The sequence below is a fragment of the Desulforhopalus vacuolatus genome (assembly GCF_016918505.1).
Taxonomy (GTDB): Bacteria; Desulfobacterota; Desulfobulbia; order Desulfobulbales; family Desulfocapsaceae; genus Desulforhopalus; species Desulforhopalus vacuolatus.
In genome coordinates, this window is sequence record NZ_JAFFPZ010000041.1 from 1 (window position 1) to 20,333 (window position 20,333).

The window sequence follows — 20,333 nt, forward strand, 5'->3', positions numbered from 1 at the left end:
ATTGTCTTCGTAAACTTTTCTTAGCCTTTAGTAACCCTATGTATCAGGATAGTTTTCGCTTCAAAAAATCATCATAAATCCAAGGACGAAGTGAGATGGAAGAATACGGTTAGTTTCTGCAAGTAGACCAGCATTTCAGAATTGCTGGAAAAAAAAGAGAGTCCTGACCTAACCATGCCGAGAGCATCTGGGGGTATTAGGAATAATATTTTCACAAAGTGCGAAATATAAGATAGAACCAGAATTGCTGATAATAATGCCTCCATTTTCATCCGCCAGCAACCACGAAGGATGGGACGCTCCGACCTTGAGACTGATCGGCCGTGTCAGCGGCAATATCGAACCGTCATTTTTCAGAAATACCAGCTCATCTGTCAGATACTGAAAACCGTGCATCACCAGCCAGCTGGTCAAGGTACTTTTGCCATTGCCACTCTGTCCCGGCAGAATGACGCATCTGTCCCCTTTGCTGACACAACCGGCATGCAGAGCATGATGGCTGTCATTCGTGTTGATACAGTGAAAGATGACCTCATTCATCAGAATGTAGGCAAGCTGATACCGTAATTCGCCGAAATAGAGCCGCTTATCTCCCTGCCACAGGGACAACATTGGTTTAGACCCGGAAGAGATAATATCATACTGTATTGTCGTTACTGCTTTCCTGGTACCTGGAAAATCGAGAAACAGAAACTCTACAATGGCATACGCATCATCATTGTTACAGCTTATTTCAAATGCCTGACCAGCAAATCCGGTACGGTAAACTTGATGATTATTCTTCATCTGCAAACTCAATAACACCATTTTTGTGGAGCGTCTCCAGAGCAGTAGTCACATCGCCTCGGATCTGCTCTTTCTGGTCAGGATATACCTGCTCCAGGTATTCAATAATCTGACCAACAGTCAGACCTTCTTTACAGAGGCTCCACACGGCATGTGCTTCATCGTTAAGATACACTGCCTGTGTCTGGGATTCTGCATAGAGGAGAATTTCACCGTCAAACTTTTCAATTGTGTACTCTGCATTCACTACTGGTAATGTATCATCCATGACTATCCCCGGTTCGTTTTAAAGTATAATTTGCCATTATTGCAGAAATGCACTCTTTTTTCTATAGGAGAACATAATTCTGAGCACTAAAGCCAATAGATGTAGAAAAAATATTTTCAGCTGAAGAAAAACACCTTTGTGCAGACGTCTCCGGAGATTTATACAATCTGAAATATTCTTGATTTCTCTCAATCATTCAGTTAGTTTATTTGATGATTGAGAGGATGTATTAATACTGATAAAGTATATAATCTTTCTGGAGAAAAAACATGGAAAAGAATAAAGAAACACAGATTGAAAATGCAGGACGTAGAAAAGCTGTAAAGACCATCGTCGGCGGTGTTACCGCGATTGCAGCTTACAACCTGCTCCCTGCCAAATGGGGTACACCGTATATTGAATCAGTATTCTTACCTGCGCATGCCGCTACCAGTGGAATAGCACTCGGTGAGTGCTTTGTTTACATAGCCGATTTTATAGGGGGGTGGACAGGTAATGTTTATAATGCCAGCATTACTGTGAATGTCAGCGGCTCTGTCAGCCCGGCAACCCAAAACTTGCCAGCAACTATAGTTGCTACACCTGTTGGTGATGAAGGGTCTGCTGAAACTGCGCACACAACTACTGCAGCTGATGGTACGTTCTCTGCCGATATAACTATTACTGTCGATCAACCAATTACCAGAGTCAACGTGACAACAACTGTCGAGGGAGCTGATGGTTCTGCAAGCTGCAGTTGGTCATCAACGTGATATGAAAAAGAGTGATCTGTTGGTAGCAAGGACTTGTACATTTGTGCATGGTAACCTCCGGTTAAGTTGTGGTGACGTAACCATACCGGCAGCTCACTCTTTTTCATAGAACGCTGTTGCACTTATTGTACTCATCCAGCTATCGCTTCACCAGCCAGGGACTATAGAGCCTTTAGATCATCTATCCGTTTTGCTACTTGAAAAAAAGAAAGATGTTCTCGTACAAGATCAGCAAATTCCGGTCCTGGCGATAATTCACTCAAGAAAATAGATGCCTGGTCTGTACGAAATTCTCCGTGAGAGCAGCACGTCCAGAAGCCAATTATCAAGATCTCCTGGTTGTGGCCCTTCATGATACAGAAGAAATTTATGATCAGGCTCTTCACGAAGGATGCGATGCTTTATATTGAACTCGTTATTTACCAGCTCGATCTTATTGATACTGGGAATCTCAAGCATTTCAAAGTCAGTTCGTAATTCTTTTTCTGTGCCATACCAGAAGACAATTCGATGTTTGGTAAAGAGCTTCTTGAGCGGATCTTGTATATTAGCCATTTTTCCTGTGCTTTTTCACACTATTTCAAAGTGTGTATTTTATTCACTTGCCGCTGCCTGAAGTTCTTTTACCAGACGATAAACAGTAGTGCCTGTTGTCAGAGGCCATTTTTCACAAGGAGGGTTATTTTTTCTCTCTGCACGGCTAATTGCATCATCAATACCTGGTTTGATTTTATGCACTTCAACATGACTCTTGGTAAAGGCAGGAAGATGAGTTTTTAATCGAGTTTTGACATTGCCAGCATTAATGCCATTACCATCTTCAAAGTGGAGTAATAACCAATATTCAAACATCGGATTACTTAATGCCATTTTATAACCCTTATCTTTACAACCATTGTACACTTGATCCAACTCTGCCTCTTCCCAGGTATCACGATCAATTACTATCCAGGCGTGATCTTTCTTTCCAATATCTTCTTTTTTCAATCGAGTCAATACATGACCAGGAGAGGTCTTGCGTTTGCTTTTTAAAAGGATGACCTGGACCGTTGAATGTTTACTATTGAACATTGAAAAATACTGAGGTTCTGTCTCCTGTCCTTCCGTAGCGATAACAAACCTTTTCCGATAAGACCTGACAGGGGCTCTGCGGCCAAATGACCGTCTCTTCTTAGCCATTAACAAAGTCCTCTCTGTTTGTTTTCCTCGAAGAACCTTTAAAAAGAATTTTAGGGACCCCACCAAGTCGTCCCTGTAAATAGCTTTTTCGAATATCTTTATCGTTTCTGATTTCCTTATATTCGCTGAATGCTATCAGGTCAGAGCTCCCATCTTGATCCCTTTCTGCAACCCACATTTCGTCTCTACGTAACAGGCCTTGATCCATAAGTAATGCATCGTGGGTGGTAAAGAGTAGTTGAGATCTACTCTCCTCACTGCAACCAGAAAGATAGCTTTCTAATAATTGCCTGGTCAAAAGAGTATGTAAGCTTCTGTCCAGTTCATCAATGATGTAAATTTTGTTGACCCCTGGTTGAGAGATTGCGTTGAATGCCGGGAGCAGATCGATCATCCTCAAGGTACCATCTGATTCATCTTTAAGTTCAAATTTTATCTCGTTTTGATCACTATCGGTATGATAACTCACTAGCTTCTTTGCTTGTATCTCCCCATCTTTTCTGGTGATGACATATCGATCTCCAATCGGATCTAACCGAAGGCGAAATGTCATATTATCGAGAAGATCCTCTTTTATTTTTTGCAACAGTTCTGGAGGAGCAGCAAGATTATCAAAATTCACCTCTTCTCCACCTAATTTGCTGATACCTGTATCCATACCCACAAGGGCATCAGTAATATATTCAGCGAGTGGGGTATCCTGTTTGAGAAACTGATCAAATGGCTCAAATCTGGAATCTGGAGCAATAGGTACTAATACATCTCTAAACCAGAGGTATAGTGGCTTAAACCTCTCATCTTTCTGGCTAATGGCATTGGTCAAAAAAAGCTGATTATCTCGGGTTCCCTGAAAAAGAAACTTCATTTTTTCGTTTTTCTTTAAGGAAGCCCCAAAAGTTATGGAGTTTCCCTCCCGTGTATACATTTCTTTTTCTGTGGTTTTTAAAATTTCAACTAACCACTCTTTTACAACTTTTTGTGTCGTTACAGAGAACCCATATTCATAACACTTGTTTCCAGCAAAGAACTCAAAGGTAAAGGTGGAAGGAGCTGTTTTGCATGATTTATCTAATTTAAAGGGCTCTACAGGAATACGAGAGTCCGGCTGACTCCCAAAAACGACAACATTTCGAGCAAAGTTGATGGCCTGAAAAAAATTCGTCTTGCCAGACGCATTTCCACCATAAATCGCTGCTACAGGCAGGAGGCGGGTATATCCTTTGATTTTGGGGATTCTATCAATGTGTTGCTTTTCACGGCTGGCGACCATGGAAAACAATACTTTTTCTTTGAAAGACAAGAAGTTTTCTACTGCAAATGAAACTAGCATAATGCCCCCTTTGGAGATAATTTCTCTTTAAAAACCTATGCAATATGACAATAAGTTAAAAATTACCATAATTCAAGAGATTTTTTCTCTTAAAACCGTATTTATCTCGATAGTATCACCTGCAGGTATTGAAAAACAACTCAATTTATTGTAATATAAGGTTGTTACCCTTAGGTCAGCGGAAGCTGGGACACAGAGCTTGATCGCAAATTCAGCATTAGGACTAAAAGGTTTACTACTTATTTGTATCGTAAAATTAACATGTTTGGGCTTATCCAAAGTGTACCCAATGGGGGGTATGCCTGTGATAACTAACGTTATTAAAACAACCGTAAAAGTAACTTTTGAAACTTTTTGGTCTTTTAGCATTAGCGTTGTGGCGGGACTGGCTCTGCTGACCTAAGGGTATCAACAATGATTTTAGGGTTCCTTGAATAATCTTGTATTTCGTTCATATTCAAGGCACAGGAGAAAATTTACCGGAGCTATATGTTTGATATCGGAGTCTGGCGCTTACCTGCGAGGATAAATTTTTGACTGTAACGAAGAAGATGGGCGAAAGACTGATGCAACCTGACACGAACCAATTGACGGTTCATATTTTTGCCTGTAACAAAGGAGATGGGCGATTATTCGATGTCCACCTTACTCCCCCGGCTCCACATTAACGCCAAGCGCTGCTGGAGCCGCATCGCTCTTGCGCCATGCGGAGGAGAAGACGAGGACAATCACCGTTAAAGCATAGGGCAGCATCAAAAGCAGGGAGGAGGAGACCTGCGCACCCGAGGCCTGCAGGCGAAGCTGCAACGCCATTACCCCGCCAAAAAGCCACGCACCAAAGACTGCCCGCCCCGGCCGCCAGAAGGCAAAGATCACGAGTGCTACAGCGATCCACCCGCGTCCGCCGGAGAGTGAACTCGTCCACAAATGGGTATAGGCCAGCGACAGACAGGCCCCGCCCAGTCCCATAAAAAAACCGCCGACAAGAATGCCGATCCAGCGCAAACGCTGTACGTTGAGTCCGGCAGCCCGTGCCGCTGCGGGATTCTCTCCGACGGCGCGCAACCCGAGGCCAATCCCGGTACGATGAAAGAAAAACCACAGTATCGGCGGCAGAAGATAGCTTAGATAGACCAGCGGATCGTGGTTGAAGAAAATCTCCCCGAGAGCCGGAATACGGGAGAGTCCCGGCAGTGCCACTGCCGAGAAACCGGGTGCTTTCGTTCCGACATACGGAGTACCAAGATAGTTGGCAAGACCACTGCCGAGAAGAGTCAGTGCCAGTCCCGAGACCACCTGATTTCCCTGAAACCAGAGACAAACCACCCCGTGCAGTGAAACCGCCAGCATCCCGACCACACCCGCCGCAACAAAGGCAAGCCATGGGCTGCCGGTCGCGGCAGCAACAAAAAAGGCAGAGAACGCTCCAACCATCATCACACCTTCCACCCCGAGATTAAGCACCCCGGACTTCTCAGTGATAATCTCTCCAAGGGTGGCGTAGAGTACCGGTGTACCGCTCAGTACGGTGGCCGCCAGCAGCGGGATAAGGATGTCAAAATTCATGTCCGCCCCTTTCGCACAATGCGATATTCAAGGAAAAGCCCTGCCGCGAGCACCATAAGAAGAATGGAACCCTCAAGGATGTCGCCGAAATCCGCCGGAACCTGCAGATCAAGCTGCAGACTTTCCACCCCTACACGCAGTCCTGCAAGGAGGAATGAGGCCACCGCAATGCCAGCCGGATTGAGCCGGGCCAGCCACGCCACCACGATGGCGGTGTAGCCATAGCCCACAAGCATGGCGGGCTGCAGCTGGTTGACCGTCGCCGATACCTCCACAAACCCGGCCCATCCGGCCAGGCCGCCGCTGATCGCTATCACGAGACAGACGAGAAAATCCACCCGAATTCCAGCATAGCGGGCGGCATTCATATTCTCTCCTGCGGCCCTGATCTCATAGCCAATGCGGGTATAGCGGAAAAAGAGCAGCAGGAGGATACCAAGAACTATACAGTGAACCAGGCCCCAGTGGATGGAGGTCGCGCCAGAAAGCGGCCCGATGATGGCGGCATCGCTGAAGGTGGCACTGACGGCAAAGCCGTGGCTGTTAGGATCGCGCCAAACACCGAGTACGAGATATTGCAGCAGATAGACCGCGATATAGTTAAACATCAGGGTAACAATGATCTCATTGGTGTGCATCTTCTGGCGCAGCAGCGCCGGAATAAGTCCCCAGATACCGCCAGCACAGGCGGCAGACAAGGCCATCAGCGGCAGCACAGCCCAGGAAGGCCAGTCCGGGAAAGCGATGGCCACACCGGTGGCACCTATCGCCCCGAGGGCATACTGCCCCTCCGCACCAATGTTCCACACCTTGAGGCGAAAAGCCACTGCCACCCCGAGGGAACAGAGAAAGATGGGAATCGCCTTGAGCACACTGTCCTCCAGCGCCCAGCGGGAGCCGAAACCTCCCTGAAAAAGGGTGGTGAATCCAGCAAGGGGCGGGGTACCGCCGAGGCTCAGCAGAACCCCGCTGAAGAATAGAGAAAGGAGAATGGCTGAAACGAAAACAGCGACGGCTCCCTGGAAGGAGATCCGTCGCGTTCGTTTGAGAATTTGCAACTGCATAAAGGCGTCTTTGGTGTTGCCGGGCTGTTGGAAAGGCAGTCCGACGGCAAAGGATGATTCGGGACTTCAGCCCCGGTGAAACAGCTTTGTAGAAAATTCGCTGAACCTTTACAGGCGGTGCACATATTTTGAGATTTCAATCAATTTCAATCACATTCGCGGGCCAGGAGAAAGTTTTCTCCTGGCTCGACGAAGCGGAAAGAAATTTTAATTACTTCAACGTACCAGTTACCCCTTTGACAAACCAGTTCATATTAAGCAGCTGGTCGTCAGTGGCAACCTGACCGGCGGCAACCCTCTCTTTCCCCTGCTGATCAAAAATCGGTCCAGTGAAAATTTTCAGACCGCCGTCCATAATCTGCTGTTTGAGATTGTCGACATTTTCGCGTACCGCCTGTGGAACCATATCACCATACGGGGAGATATCTACCACGCCGGTCTCCATGCCAAGCCACACAGACTCCGGTTTCCACGTTCCGTCCTGAACCTCTTTCACAGCCTTCGTGTAATAGGGTGCCCAGTTCCACACCGCCGAGGTGAGGTGGGCTTTGGGTGCAAAGGACTGCATATTGGTATTGTAGCCGACAGAATAGACGCCAGCCTCTTCAGCGGCCTCCTGCGGACCGGGGGAATCCTGATGCTGAGCAAGCACATCGGCCCCTACATCAAGCAGTGATTTGGCAGCTTCCTTCTCCGTTGCAGGGTCATACCAGGTGTTGGTCCACACCACCCGTACCTGTACCTTCGGGTTCACTGACTGAGCCCCAAGGGTAAAGGCGTTGATACCACGGATAACCTCGGGAATGGGCATCGCCGCCACATAGCCAAGAATGTTTGACGTCGTCATCGAACCGGCCACAACCCCGGTGAGATAACGACTCTGATAGATACGGCCAAAGTAGTTCCCCATGTTTTGTGCTGTCTTGTAACCGGAGCAGTGCAGAAAGACAACCTTCGGGAATTTTTTCGCCACCTTGAGCATCGGATCCATATAACCAAAGCTGGTGCCAAAAATCACATCGTAGCCTTTGCGCGCCATATTCAAGGCCACCCGCTCCGAGTCTGGCCCTTCCGGCACCGCCTCCACAAAAGAGGTGGTCACCCCCTCCATCTGCTCCAGCGCTTTGCGCCCTTCATTATGCGCATAAGAATAACCGGCGTCGCCAACGGGCGAGATATAGATAAAACCGACCTTCACCTCTTTTGCGGCAAAAGAAACCGCCGGGATGGCAAGGACAAGCGCTGCAAGAGTGATGATGAGACGTTTCAGTTTCATATTTTCTCCAAAGTTGTACTGGTGGACTTCTCTCTTGAAAGTACCTTGAGTAAACGGCGGTACCCTACAGTACCTGCTTGAGGAAGAGTTTTGCCCTCTCCTCCCGCGGTGCGGTGAAGAAATGTTCCGGAGTTCCCTCCTCGACAATCTTCCCTTCATCCATAAAAATCACCCGGTCAGCAACCTCACGGGCGAAACCCATTTCGTGGGTAACAACCACCATGGTCATCCCCTCGCGGGCAAGCTGTTTCATAACATCAAGCACCTCGCCGACCATCTCCGGGTCGAGGGCCGAGGTGGGTTCGTCAAAAAGCATTACTTTCGGGTCCATGGCCAGCGCGCGGGCAATTGCCACCCGCTGCTGCTGTCCGCCGGAGAGGCGGTTGGGATATTCATCCACCTTGGCATGAATGCCAACCTTCTTCAGCAGCGCCTCCGCCTTGCTCACGGCTTCCTTCTTTGAGCGGTGGCGCACGCGGTACTGGGCAAGGGTGAGATTTTCCTGCACCGTCTTATGGGGAAAGAGGTTGAACTGCTGGAAGACCATTCCCACTTCAGCGCGGATTTTATTTATATTGACGTGGCGATCGGCAAGATCCCGGCCGTCAATACGGATATGACCGTTGGAGAAATTCTCGAGTCCGTTAAGACAACGCAGAAAGGTGGATTTCCCCGAACCCGACGGCCCGACAATAACCACAACCTCGCCCGATTTCACATGGAGACTTACCCCGTCCACGGCGCGTACTTCTCCGCTTCTGGTATGAAAAATTTTGATGACATTCTCTGTTTTAATCACTAATCCGAAACCTCCGCTCCATGTAATAGACAAGCTGCGACAGCAAGGTGGTGACGATGAAATACATCGCCGCAACCGTGATCCATACTTCGAAGGTGGCAAAGGTGGAACTGGCAATATCGCGACCGGCTTTGGTAAGGTCAATAATACTGATAATAGAAACCAGAGAAGAGTCCTTGATCAGACTGATAAACTGCCCGGCCAGCGGCGGCAGAATTTTTTTGAATGCCTGTGGCAGAATGACATCCTTCATCGTCTGAAAAGAATTCATGCCAAGGGAGCGCGCTGCTTCTGCCTGTCCTTTGGGGATTGCCTGGATACCCGCACGGATAATTTCCGCCACATAGGCTCCGGCAAAGAGCGACAGCGCCCCAATTCCGCAGATTTCGCGGTTGAGGTTATAGACGGTACCAATGAGGAAGTAGGCAATATAGATCTGCACCAGGAGCGGTGTGCCGCGGATCACCTCAATATAAAAACCGGCCAGTCCGCGCAGGGTGAAATTACTCGACAGCCGGCAGAGCCCGGCCATCATGCCGATAATCAACGCCATCACCGAAGAGACCGCCGAGATCCAGAGGGTCACCCACAGGCCCTTCATCAGCATCCCCGTTTTCCACTGGTGGAGGTAGCCTACAGTGTCATCGTCGAAAAGCTCTTCGCCCGCCTTCACCCGCAGATCCTTCATATCCACGGTGAGAGACACCTTCTCGCCACTTTCCGAGGTAAGAAGCACCGCAGCAGAATCGCCCTCTGCATTTACTGCCGTAACGATACTGTCAAAGGGTGCTTTTACGGCAGTATCCGCCTGATAGAAGAAGTAGCGGGGAATATTTTTCCACCCCCACTGATACTCCACCTTGTTCACCGCATACCACATCTGGCCAGCCCCTGCGAGCAGGATGACCACCAGCAGGAGCCGCCAGAACCAGCCGTGTTGTTGATATTTCAAGATACTTTCCCGTCTTATTGAAGTTCTTTCAACCAGTCATTGCTTTCAAACCACTTCTTGTAAATCTTGTCATATACGCCATTGTTTTTGATGACGAGAACAAAGTTGTTGCACCAGTTGAGAAAGTTGGGGTCGTCGCGACGAATAGCAAAGGATACAGGCTCCTGAGTCACCTGTTTGTCGAGGTGAACCAGCTTGTCACTGCCCATCTTTTGCATGGCAACCGCATTGTAAGGCATATCGTAGCAAAAGGCGTCAACCTTGCCGTTCATCACTTCCATAACCCCTTCCTGCTGAGTCTCGTAGGCGACATATTTGGCTTTCTTCAGCAGTTTCCGTGCGGTAAACTCACCGGTAGTGCCAATGGTGGAAGCAACAGTATATTTGGGATCATTAAGATCCTGATAGCTTTTGATGGTATCGGCATTTTTCTTGTTGATAAGAGCGCTCTGGCCGATCCAGATATAGGGATCAGGGAAGTTGAAGCGGAGATTTCGTTTATTGGTGAGAGTCATCCCTGCAATAATGATGTCAAACTTGTCCGTAAGCAGTCCGGCGATAAGACCATCGAAATCAATATTGACGACCTTCAGTTTCACGTCCATCGCCTTTGCCATGCGTTTGGCAATATCCATATCAAAACCGATGATTTCCCCTTTGGTATCCTTCATCTCAAAAGGCATATAACCAGATGCAGTTCCTACCCGCAGCACGCCCCGTTTTTGAACAGCAGAAAGTGTATCCAGGGCTGCAGCAGAGCTGATGAAGGCCAGGCTCATGACGAGAGCTGCGAACAGCGCAGTCAATTTTTTCATTACATCTCCTCGTACAAAATTGTTTGGATTGCCAATCTGAATTGATTGACGTTAAACTCCTCCCAATACCAGTTTTTTCTTGAAAATTCAAGGGAGTTCTATCCTTCAACGGTCAACGAAATGGAGGAAAAAGAAGAGTGGAGCAACAGAGAGTCAAACCCTTTTGCGAAAAAATATATCACCCCCCGCCCGATTGAGGTACCCTGCCTGCAGACCGCAAAAAAAATCCAGGGAAAAACCATGTACTGCCACTACAAAGACTACCTCCAGCGCCGCTATGGCGAAGTGCTGCACCGTGTACCTCTCGACGCCGGCTTCACCTGCCCCCACCGCCGGCACGACGGCTCCGGCGGCTGCACATTCTGTCCCCCGGACGGCGCCCGCGCAGTACAGCTCGGCGATGCCGTCAGCCTTGAAGAGCAGATTACGCGCGGGGTACGTTTTGCCCGCCGCCGTTACCACGCCACCGCCTTTATGGCCTACCTTCAGGCCTTTACCACCACGTTCCGCAACCGCAGGGAACTGCGTGCGCTGGTGGCCCGCATCACCGCCGCGCAGGAGTTTCGCGCCATCGCCTTCGGCGTTCGCCCGGACTGCCTGCCGCCACAGGTGGTAGAGTGGCTTGCGGAACTTCAGCAGGAGGGCAAATTCGACATCTCCGCCGAGCTTGGCGTGCAGACTGCTAATGACGACACCTTGCGCAGCGTTCATCGCGGCCACGACTGGAACTGCAGCCGGGACGCCATCACGCGTCTTGCTGCGGCGGGGATCTCAGTGACCGTCCACCTCATCATCGGCCTGCCCGGTGAAAACCGCGCCGACTGGCTGCGCACTGTTTCCCTGCTTGCCGCTCTGCCGATTACCGCCCTCAAGCTGCACAACCTGCACGTCATAACCAACACCGATCTGGCGCGTCAATGGCAGGCGGAGCCCTTTCCCCTGCTCAGCGAGTATGACTATATTGAGGAACTGCTCGCCATCCTGCCACAGATTCCCGCCCATATTCCCCTGCTGCGCCTGACCACCGATACCCCGGACGAGCAGCTCCTCGCCCCCCGCTGGAGCATGACCAAGGGGCAGTTCAACAAAGCACTGGCACGGCAGATGGCGGCCCGGGGCGTGGCTCAGGGATCTGCACTGCGCACCGCCAGTCCAGAGACCATTACCCTTGAGAACGGTGGCGACAGAGTCATCACCGACGACGGCTCCCCAACCTTCTACAACTCCCAGGTGAAGGAGCACTACCACACCCTCGCCGGAGCACGCTCGGAGGCGGAGCTGAAATATGTTGTGCCGGGGAGGTTGCGCGAGCGGCTGGCGGCAGGACCGGTACGTCTGCTCGATATCTGCTTCGGTCTGGGCTACAACTCATTGCTCGCCTGCGAAACGGCGCTGGCTGTGGGGGGAGAACTGGAGATAACTGCACTGGAAATGGACAAAACGGTCGTGCGCCGGGCGGCGGCAGAGCTGAGCGGAATCTCAAAGGTGCTGGAGTGGAACAAGGTGTTGGAGGAACTGCTGCAGAATGGATTCTGGCAACGCGGAAAAATTTCCATCACCACCCTCTGGGGCGATGCCCGCCACACCGCCATCCTTCCCAGGGTGCAGAAGTCACTTTTCCATCTCATCTGGCTCGACGCCTTTTCCACCCAGAAAAACAGTGAACTGTGGACAGTGGACTTCTTCCGCCGCCTCCACCCGCTGCTCACCACCGACGGTGCCCTGCTCACCTACAGCGCGGCAATTCCGGTACGCTCCGGACTGACCGAAGCGGGCTTTACGGTGGGAGAGACAAGTGCCTTCGGCCGGGACCGGGGCGGGACCCTCGCGGTACTGCCGGGGGGGGAAACAGTGGGCGCACTGCCAGAGAGGGATCTCTTTCTCATGGGAACCCTGCGCGGGGTACCCTATCGCGACCCGAACGGGGTACGTACCTGCAAAGAGATTCTACGGGCACGGGAGGGAGAGATTTTGCGGCGGAAAGAGATGAAGAACAGCTGAAAAAAAGACGGCGACACTTACAAAGAGTGTCGCCGTCATAAACAACGTACCGATCAGGACTGTCTTACGGGTGCATTATTCGGGATCAGAATAGAAGAGATACTGCGTCGAGTAGTCACTAAACTCGAAATAAACTCTCTTCTCATCGGAATCAATCTGCCCGTTCAAGTTGGCATCAAGCTTGCCGTAGCCGTAGCGATACGCACGGGAACTAGCGCCACCCGTTTCTGTGGCGGTGGAGATTTTGTCAATTTTCATAATGCGCTTCATCAGCTTGCCACCGGAATAGACTTCGAGCATGCCGTTCGTGCCCGTCCAGTTTTGAATGGAACGGCCAATCTTGTTCTGGGTTTCCTGAGTACACCCGGCGAGAGTAAGCAGGGCCACTGCGCCAAGAATAAGTGCTGTCTGTTTCATGGGAAATCTCCTTTGCTGTTTTACAGGTTACTTGTACGACCACATTTCTCAGACTATAAACAACCTTGAGATTCTGGAAAGGAAATCTCTCAAATTTCTGTATTCTCCTCCCTCCTGACTCTTGAAATACCCTCTCTTTCAGAGTTTAGTGCTTTTTTCTGCAGGTATTCGAGGCACAGGAGGAACACGAGATGATGTTCATACAGCCGAACCTTTCCTTTTTTGTTATAATTATTTTTTCGGCCTTCTTTGCCGCGATGGTTCACGGCACCATCGGTTTTGGTTTCCCGATGGTGGCAACGCCGTTGTTCGCGCTCTTTTTTGATCTGCAGACGGCCATTGCCCTCACCCTGATCCCCACCCTGGCGATCAACCTGGTGAGCATTGTCAGCGAAGGGCATTTCCGAGAAGCGTTACGGAACTTTCTCCCCCTCGCTCTGCTGGCGATGACAGGCAGTGCCCTCGGCACGCAGCTGCTGCTCCACAGCAACAGTGACATCTTCAAGCTTTTTCTTGCTGCGGCGATCTTCGTCTACCTCGGGCTTGATAAGATTGATATACGGATACACCTGACAACAGAACATCCGCAGCTGGCAAAGGTGGTCTTCGGCCTGTGTGCCGGAGTGCTCGGCGGACTCACCAATGTGATGGCTCCAGTGCTCATCATGTATTCCCTCGAATCCGGCCACAGTAAAGCTGAGACAGTGCAGGCGGCCAATCTCTGCTTTCTCTTCGGAAAGATTGTGCAGAGTGTTCTCTTCTTCGTGAATGGAAAAATTCACGCAGACATGCTCTCCCTCGGCACAGTGGTTTTTCTCGCCGCAGGAGGAGCGCTCTTTCTCGGCATGCATATTCGGCAGTACTTTAACGATACAACCTATCGACGGCTCCTGCGGGGACTCCTGTTCCTGCTGGCGCTGCTCCTTGTTGTTCAATTTACAGTTTCTCTTATATAAGTGGACCTCGAAAAACCTTGTATTTCGTTCATGTTCCCATAAACTTTTACCCTTCGGTTTTCTGATTACTATGATGCAGCAATTCCAGCTTGAAAAAGCCGCCCCCCGCCTTGATATCTTCCTTGCCACAGCCAGCGGCCTCTCCCGTGGGAAAATACGTAAAATTATAGATTTCGGCGGTGCCCATGTAGACGGCCGGCGGGTGCGCCGGCTCAGCTGCCCGCTTCGTGCAGGTCAGAAAGTTGAGCTCTTCCTCGACGACCACCCCCTTACCCCCTTCCGTCTCTCTGAGGAGCATATTGTTTTTGAGGACTCCAACCTCATCGTCATCAACAAACCTGCGGGTGTACTCACCCAGCCTACTCCCGCGCGCCTGAAGGGAACCCTCTTCGAAGCGCTGGAACACCACCTGCGGCAACAGGGCATACATAAACCCTCCATCGGCATGCATCAGCGCCTTGACGTCAGCACCACCGGCCTGCTCACCTTCTCCATCCACGAGATGGCTCACAAAAATCTGGCACAGCAGGCAGCAGAACACGCCCTGCAGCGCACCTATCTCGCCCTTGTTGACGGCAAACCGGAGCCAGCCTCCGGAACCATCCACACCCAGATCGTTCGCCGCAACAAACGCACCATCTCAGTGGAAAGCGGAGGAAAGGAGGCCATCACTCACTACGAACTGATACAGGAAATTGCAGAGCCGGAAGGGGGAAGTTTCAGCCTGCTCCGTATCCACCTTGAAACCGGACGCAGTCACCAGATCCGCGCCCACCTCAGCGAACAGAATCATCCCCTGCTCGGCGACAGTTTTTACGGCGGCAAAATGAGCGCCGCCGGACAGCAGTTCACCCGCCCGCTTCTCCACTCCTCGCGGCTGGAACTGCATCATCCCGTCAGCCATGAAGAGTTGCGTTTCGAGGTGCCACTTCCCGCCGACTTGGCCGCCCTGTTGCCCTCTTCCCCCGAACAGCAGCGATGAAACCCGCGCCGCAGGAGATCTGTCTCTGGCTGCTGCCCATTGACGAAGAGGCGGAACTGCCTCTCCACCTGCTCAGCCCCGCCGAGCTGCTCCGCCACCAGCGCTTCACCCGTCCGCTGAAACGCGCGGAGCTGCTCCACTCACGTCTGCTGCTGCGCGCCGCGCTGTACCACTTCGCCCCCGAGGCCCTGCACCATGCCGAGGCCATACCTGATGTCCTCGGCCGCCCCTTCTGGGAGGTCGACGGCAAACGCATCCCGCTCTACTTCAGCCTCTCCCACTGCCATGGTTTCACCGCCCTCGCCGTTGCGCAGGTCGCGGAGGTGGGCTGCGATATTGAAAAAATCCGCCCCCGCCATTACGAAAAAGAGCTGGCGCAACAGGTCTTCAGTAAAGAGGAACTGAACCACTGGCAAAAACTGAACCAAATCGGCAAAGAACCCGCACGTGACTTCTTCTACCGGGCGTGGACCCTGAAGGAGGCGTGGGTGAAGGCCACCGGCACCGGCCTGCGCACCCCGTTTTCCTCGCTGGAATGTGCCCTTCTTGAACCACAGAAGGACGGCCTGCTGCACCGCGACAACTGGCACTTCCTCAGCCTTTGCCAGCCCGCAGGCTACGCTCTCGCTCTCGCCACCACCCTCCAGGCCCCCACCATTTCGATAACACAAAAGGACAGAAAGGAGCTTCTCTCCTCTCTGCTTTGAAATACGGGGGGGAAAAAGGGAGAAGGGAGACGGGAAAAAGCAAAAGATCTTCGTAGAGACGCCCAATTTGGGCGTCTGTCTCACCTGCCTTTGAATCAGTCAATACAAAGTGGGAATGGTATTAGAGCATTTTTTCGTTGATAAAAAAATCTTTTGTTGTTCCGTCTTTCACAAGAGCACCTTGAAACAGTCTCATTCCACAACGGGCATCATCAGGTTTTGTTGCCCTGCTTTTTCCTGCCTCCTTTCTCCCTTTTTGTCTTTTTGTCTTTATCTTTTTTCGCCTGTTTATCCATTCGTAATCGCCAAAACAATGCCCATCCACTTGCCGAAGCTGTTAACTCCCTCATATTTCACATTGTCTGGATTACTCTTGCTGTTAATTTCGTCGAAGAATTTCCGGGCGCATTCGATCTTTGTTTTTCGATCTCACTTCACCCTTGGATTTATACTGAATTTTTGAAGCGAAAACTATCCTGAGACATAGGGCTGGCAAGATGTTTTTTCTGTTGAGCGTGCGTAATGAGAGTATCTCAGGGGCTCACGCATTTCATCCCTCAGTTTGAGCTGAGGGTTGGGAGTGAATTTTGGCTTGTTTTCCATCAGAACAGTGATAATATCAGATTGTATGGAAAAAAAATGGAAGATAAAAGTAATAACTGGACATGATTTTCCATTTTTCGCCTTTAATACAAAATATAGTGGAAAAACAGTCCAGATATAGGGTTATATTATGGACTTTTTCCAGTTAACCCACTGTTATGAGAACAATAGGACTCATCCAACTCGATAGATAATTTCAAACCAACAATTATGAAAATCTTCAGTAAAAAAGAAGCAGATGATAACGATGTGGAAGAAGATAAGAGAATAGAATCCTCAGAAGAGGAAGTCGAAGTAAATATTAAACCAAGGATATGTTGTCTCGATATTGTAGATGACACTATAACTAGTTTAAAAAACGCTAGGTTCAATGTTTATTCAGGCACCCTTGGTAACAAAATAAAGGTACCTAATACAGGCAGAACAAAGAATCATCAAGTTTTGCTAAATTATGATTTCCCTCCAAATCTTCATGAGTATGACATAATAATCCTTGATCTAGAAAATTATAAAGTTGATGAATATAGTGCAGAGAACCATGTCAGAAAAAATCATACTGGCAAAAATGCACTTTCACTTCTAAGTAGTTACCCCGAGACTGTCTTTGACCCCAGACCTCTCTGTAGTCAAATATTGGGAGGACATATAAAAAAAATAGGAAATCGCCCTTACATTCTCATAGTTTTTACTACAAGTTCTTACACAGTCGAGTATGAAACTATCCTTTTATCAGAATATGATACTCGAAGGCAAGGAACTGAAGAGCATAACATTTACTCTTTCTCAGAAAACGCTTACTTAGCTAATTCAAAGTATGGAACAGAAATGTCCGCGTGTGAAATCAGAGAAGATTTAAGAAATTTAATCAACGCTCATATCGATGAAACTGTTTATAACCAAACATTTCATCACCCTCATATATGGGGAGATTCTAAATCAAAACCAAATCCTGACTTTGTACCGTTAATTAAAAACGCTAGTGACGACATTGTCTCATATTGTATGTTTATTAACAAATCTGTTTCTTTTTATTTTCCTCAAATTAAAAGAAAAGCCGAATTCCTAAATACTTTTCTGTTAAATATAGCACCAGAAATAACTCCAGATATATTTCCTTTTTCATCTACATTTAATTGGAAGAATAATAAAGAATACTGGTTGCCTAAGCACGAAACATTACTTTTTGAAAAGAAAGAAATCGAAAACGAATTTAAAATACGTATTGATAATAAAGAAGTCGAGATTTCAGAAAATCTGTCGAAATATTCCTTTCTCCATAGCATTATAACTGAAACTGGAGATGATTTGGTTGAGGCTTTGATTGAGTTTCTTGAATGGTTAGGGTTTGAAAATGTTTTGAACTGCGACAAAAAATATGCAGATTCAGACATTTTGGAAGAAGATATTCAAATCGAACTATATAATGGTTTGCTTATAGTCGAATGTAAAGGAATTGGAGGTACTTCAACAGATGCAAACTGTAGTCAGATTTCAAAAATTAAACATAGACGTTGTAAAGAAAGAAATAAATTTGATGTTTATGCTTTGTATATTGTAAATCACCAGAGATATTTACCACCATCAACTAGGCAAAACCCACCATTTACTGATAATCAAATTCAAGATGCGATTAATGATGAACGAGGACTTTTATCAACTTGGCAGTTGTTTGATTTATACTTTGATATTGAAAATGCAATAATTGATAAAAAACAAGCCAGAGAAAACATTTTGGAGTTTGGGATTGTTGATTTTTCACCAAGAGACTTGGTCTTTATTGATGAACCAAAAGAATTATTTCATAATGGTGAAATATGTATTGTGAACATTAGTGATACTAATCTTACCGTTGGAGAAGAAATATATGTTCAGAAAAATGGAAAATTTAGCAAGAACACAATAGAAGATATACAAAAAGATAATGTCTCTACTAAGACAGTTTCGGAAGGTGAAATAGGATTGAAATTTGCTCAACCTATTAAAAAGAATTCAACTCTCTGGAAAAAGATAAAAAACACATAACCAGGCGTTTAACACCGCTCGCTACGCTCCCTCGGACTCGCGAGCTCGCCGGTTAACTTAACGTTAGGCGGAGACGTATTAGAGATGATTGAGAAATTCATAGAAAAAATCCCTTCGAGCCTGAAGGACAAATCAGGCTCTGTTTTTTATTCAGGCGTGGATGCTTTTAGCGGGAATAAAGACCTCTACATATTGGGTTTAAATCCTGGAGGTTCTCCTGAAGAGCAATCTGATGAAACTATAAAACTGAGCATTCGGCATATCTTGGAGAATGAATCAAAAAATTGGTCTGCCTATAGAGATGAATCTTGGCAAGGAGCAGAGCCGGGAACTTGGAAGATACAACCAAGAGTTCTCCACTTACTTAAAAACCTAAATCTTGATCCGGGTGAAGTACCCTCTAGCAATGTTATTTTTGTGCGATCACAGCGGGAAAGTAATATTAGCGATGAGGCATCCGATTTAATCGAGCAATGCTGGCCATTTCATTCTTCTGTAATAAGTGAGTTAAAGCCAAAGGCAATTCTATGTTTTGGTAAAACTGCAGGGCAATACCTAAAAAAGAAGCTAGGAGCAAATAAATTAATTGATGAGTTTGTTGAAACAAACAATAGAAGATGGAAAAGTCAGGCTTTTATGAATAAAGATGGCATCAAGGTCATAGTGGCTGCTCATCCTAGTATTGCCGATTGGACTGCACCAGATACTGACCCATCAAAAATGATACAGAGAGTGATAGCGAGCAATACCTAACAAGGTGCTGCTGTCGGACGCATTTTTCGCTTCGCTCAAAATCCGCCGCAGAGCACGGCGTTACAAATCAAAAGCAATAAAAGCATATCCCTTCACTTTTAAGAAACAGGAATCGGATTATAGAAAATCCCCCTCCAAAAAGTAACCTGTCATTAAAGGCATTTGGTTAAACGCTATTTGGAAAGCGAAACGGTAATAATAAAATAATAGTTAAGGAAACGATACCTTAGTATCAAAAACTTTATAATAATGGAGCTATACAGATGAATCAAAAACCCAAAGTCCTCACACAAGGTGTATTTGATGGAGCATGTTTACTGTATGCATTAATGAATGCTTATAAAACCTTGGTTAGTAAAGCCTTTTCATCAAGTGACTTTGCTAAAGACAAAAAGAATGTATGGGAAAAAATTGTGAAGAATCTAAATTCTCCCGTAGAAATACTTAATGGACATGGTAGTCCATCCTGTTTTAAAAAGAATGATAATGAGAATGAGAATGAGAATGAGGTTGAATCAACAGATGCTTATGTAGAAAAGGCTGTAAACTTGTTTGCACGTGAGAGTAAATTAAAAATAAACGTAGAAAAAATTTCACTCATTGAATTGTTAAATGTAGACTTTACAAACTCTGTTGTCATTCTTTGCTATACAGAAAAAAAGAGTATCAAAAGCGATTTGAACAAAACGGAAATTAAAGATCATTGGGTTTGTGCAGTAGGATTTAATCAAAGATCTATTTGTGTACAGTGCTCTTTCACATCACATGTGTCCGCTTCTTACAAAGAATGTAAACACAATGTTTCAGGCAGATATTATAACCAAAAAATATCAACAAAACAATTCAACTCGAAGAACATTGCTCAAGATTTCTTATACTTAATTACTTTAAAGGAATAAAAATCGGATTATTCAAGCTATAACTCACCATTCGCGTAAAATTATTTCAATTTATTCTTTTTTTTGATTAACTGCCGAGATGACTACTATACCAAAAGTTTTAACCGAAAGAATTGATGATTTTGTCCTGCTGATTGGCCTTCTCAAACGAATGGGTGTGGTAGAGCTTTTTGATGCTCATCTCCCACGCCATGGGCATCATCAAG

19 protein-coding genes and 1 pseudogene are annotated in these 20,333 nt (G+C 47.5%); 8 read left to right on the forward strand and 12 right to left on the reverse strand.

Features of this window, described 5'->3' with window-relative positions:
* Positions 1 to 168: 168 nt before the first annotated feature.
* On the reverse strand, positions 169 to 786 hold the full coding sequence (locus tag JWG39_RS14800; protein WP_205220215.1) for a hypothetical protein: 618 nt from the start codon (positions 784 to 786) through the stop codon (positions 169 to 171).
* Positions 776 to 1,054: a PqqD family protein gene (locus tag JWG39_RS14805; protein ID WP_205220216.1), complete on the reverse strand. Its 279-nt coding sequence runs from the start codon at positions 1,052 to 1,054 to the stop codon at positions 776 to 778. Before JWG39_RS14805 ends, JWG39_RS14800 begins: the two co-directional genes overlap by 11 nt.
* Before the next feature lie 269 nt (positions 1,055 to 1,323).
* On the opposite strand from JWG39_RS14805, the gene JWG39_RS14810 reads away from it, so the two are divergent.
* Positions 1,324 to 1,806, forward strand: a complete 483-nt coding sequence (locus JWG39_RS14810; RefSeq protein WP_205220217.1) for a hypothetical protein — start codon at positions 1,324 to 1,326, stop codon at positions 1,804 to 1,806.
* A 164-nt stretch (positions 1,807 to 1,970) separates the two neighbouring features.
* Here the strand turns inward: JWG39_RS14810 and JWG39_RS14815 are convergent.
* From JWG39_RS14815 to JWG39_RS14855, 9 genes and pseudogenes are all read right to left on the reverse strand, one after another.
* Positions 1,971 to 2,361: pseudogene (locus JWG39_RS14815) on the reverse strand (BREX-1 system phosphatase PglZ type A); the annotation flags it as partial.
* Positions 2,362 to 2,400: 39 nt separating this feature from the next.
* Positions 2,401 to 2,985 (reverse strand): RloB family protein, encoded by a 585-nt coding sequence (locus JWG39_RS14820; protein ID WP_205220219.1) that lies wholly within the window; start codon positions 2,983 to 2,985, stop codon positions 2,401 to 2,403.
* Positions 2,978 to 4,315: an AAA family ATPase gene (locus JWG39_RS14825; protein WP_205220220.1), complete on the reverse strand. Its 1,338-nt coding sequence runs from the start codon at positions 4,313 to 4,315 to the stop codon at positions 2,978 to 2,980. Before JWG39_RS14825 ends, JWG39_RS14820 begins: the two co-directional genes overlap by 8 nt.
* Positions 4,316 to 4,960: 645 nt before the next feature.
* On the reverse strand, positions 4,961 to 5,881 hold the full coding sequence (locus tag JWG39_RS14830) for an ABC transporter permease (RefSeq protein ID WP_205220221.1): 921 nt from the start codon (positions 5,879 to 5,881) through the stop codon (positions 4,961 to 4,963).
* On the reverse strand, positions 5,878 to 6,945 hold the full coding sequence (locus JWG39_RS14835; RefSeq protein ID WP_205220222.1) for an ABC transporter permease: 1,068 nt from the start codon (positions 6,943 to 6,945) through the stop codon (positions 5,878 to 5,880). Before JWG39_RS14835 ends, JWG39_RS14830 begins: the two co-directional genes overlap by 4 nt.
* A gap of 211 nt (positions 6,946 to 7,156) precedes the next feature.
* Positions 7,157 to 8,221: a BMP family ABC transporter substrate-binding protein gene (locus JWG39_RS14840; protein ID WP_205220223.1), complete on the reverse strand. Its 1,065-nt coding sequence runs from the start codon at positions 8,219 to 8,221 to the stop codon at positions 7,157 to 7,159.
* 64 nt (positions 8,222 to 8,285) lie between these two features.
* Positions 8,286 to 9,020 carry an ATP-binding cassette domain-containing protein gene (locus tag JWG39_RS14845; protein WP_205220224.1) on the reverse strand — a complete coding sequence of 245 codons (735 nt, stop codon included), beginning with the start codon at positions 9,018 to 9,020 and terminating at the stop codon, positions 8,286 to 8,288.
* Positions 9,013 to 9,975, reverse strand: coding sequence for an amino acid ABC transporter permease (locus tag JWG39_RS14850; protein ID WP_369130642.1), 963 nt, complete (start codon positions 9,973 to 9,975; stop codon positions 9,013 to 9,015). Before JWG39_RS14850 ends, JWG39_RS14845 begins: the two co-directional genes overlap by 8 nt.
* A gap of 11 nt (positions 9,976 to 9,986) precedes the next feature.
* Positions 9,987 to 10,787: a transporter substrate-binding domain-containing protein gene (locus JWG39_RS14855; protein ID WP_205220226.1), complete on the reverse strand. Its 801-nt coding sequence runs from the start codon at positions 10,785 to 10,787 to the stop codon at positions 9,987 to 9,989.
* A 120-nt stretch (positions 10,788 to 10,907) separates the two neighbouring features.
* Here JWG39_RS14855 and mnmL point away from each other — a divergent pair, with 120 nt between their 5' ends.
* Positions 10,908 to 12,788, forward strand: a complete 1,881-nt coding sequence (mnmL, locus tag JWG39_RS14860; protein ID WP_205220227.1) for a tRNA modification radical SAM protein MnmL/YtqA — start codon at positions 10,908 to 10,910, stop codon at positions 12,786 to 12,788.
* 75 nt (positions 12,789 to 12,863) lie between these two features.
* On the opposite strand, the gene JWG39_RS14865 is transcribed toward mnmL, so the two are convergent.
* Positions 12,864 to 13,205: a hypothetical protein gene (locus tag JWG39_RS14865; RefSeq protein ID WP_205220229.1), complete on the reverse strand. Its 342-nt coding sequence runs from the start codon at positions 13,203 to 13,205 to the stop codon at positions 12,864 to 12,866.
* Positions 13,206 to 13,396: 191 nt separating this feature from the next.
* Between JWG39_RS14865 and JWG39_RS14870 the strand changes: the two genes are divergently transcribed.
* From JWG39_RS14870 to JWG39_RS14895, 6 genes are all read left to right on the forward strand, one after another.
* A complete protein-coding gene (locus tag JWG39_RS14870) occupies positions 13,397 to 14,161 on the forward strand; it encodes a sulfite exporter TauE/SafE family protein (protein WP_205220230.1) in 765 nt (254 codons plus the stop codon).
* Positions 14,162 to 14,231: 70 nt separating this feature from the next.
* Positions 14,232 to 15,143 (forward strand): RluA family pseudouridine synthase, encoded by a 912-nt coding sequence (locus JWG39_RS14875; RefSeq protein WP_205220231.1) that lies wholly within the window; start codon positions 14,232 to 14,234, stop codon positions 15,141 to 15,143.
* Positions 15,140 to 15,850 carry a 4'-phosphopantetheinyl transferase family protein gene (locus tag JWG39_RS14880; protein ID WP_205220232.1) on the forward strand — a complete coding sequence of 237 codons (711 nt, stop codon included), beginning with the start codon at positions 15,140 to 15,142 and terminating at the stop codon, positions 15,848 to 15,850. Before JWG39_RS14875 ends, JWG39_RS14880 begins: the two co-directional genes overlap by 4 nt.
* An 813-nt stretch (positions 15,851 to 16,663) precedes the next feature.
* Positions 16,664 to 18,475, forward strand: a complete 1,812-nt coding sequence (locus tag JWG39_RS14885; protein ID WP_205220233.1) for a hypothetical protein — start codon at positions 16,664 to 16,666, stop codon at positions 18,473 to 18,475.
* Positions 18,476 to 18,559: 84 nt separating this feature from the next.
* Positions 18,560 to 19,228, forward strand: a complete 669-nt coding sequence (locus JWG39_RS14890) for a uracil-DNA glycosylase family protein (RefSeq protein WP_205220234.1) — start codon at positions 18,560 to 18,562, stop codon at positions 19,226 to 19,228.
* Positions 19,229 to 19,491: 263 nt separating this feature from the next.
* Positions 19,492 to 20,127 (forward strand): hypothetical protein, encoded by a 636-nt coding sequence (locus tag JWG39_RS14895; RefSeq protein ID WP_205220235.1) that lies wholly within the window; start codon positions 19,492 to 19,494, stop codon positions 20,125 to 20,127.
* Positions 20,128 to 20,333: the final 206 nt, after the last annotated feature.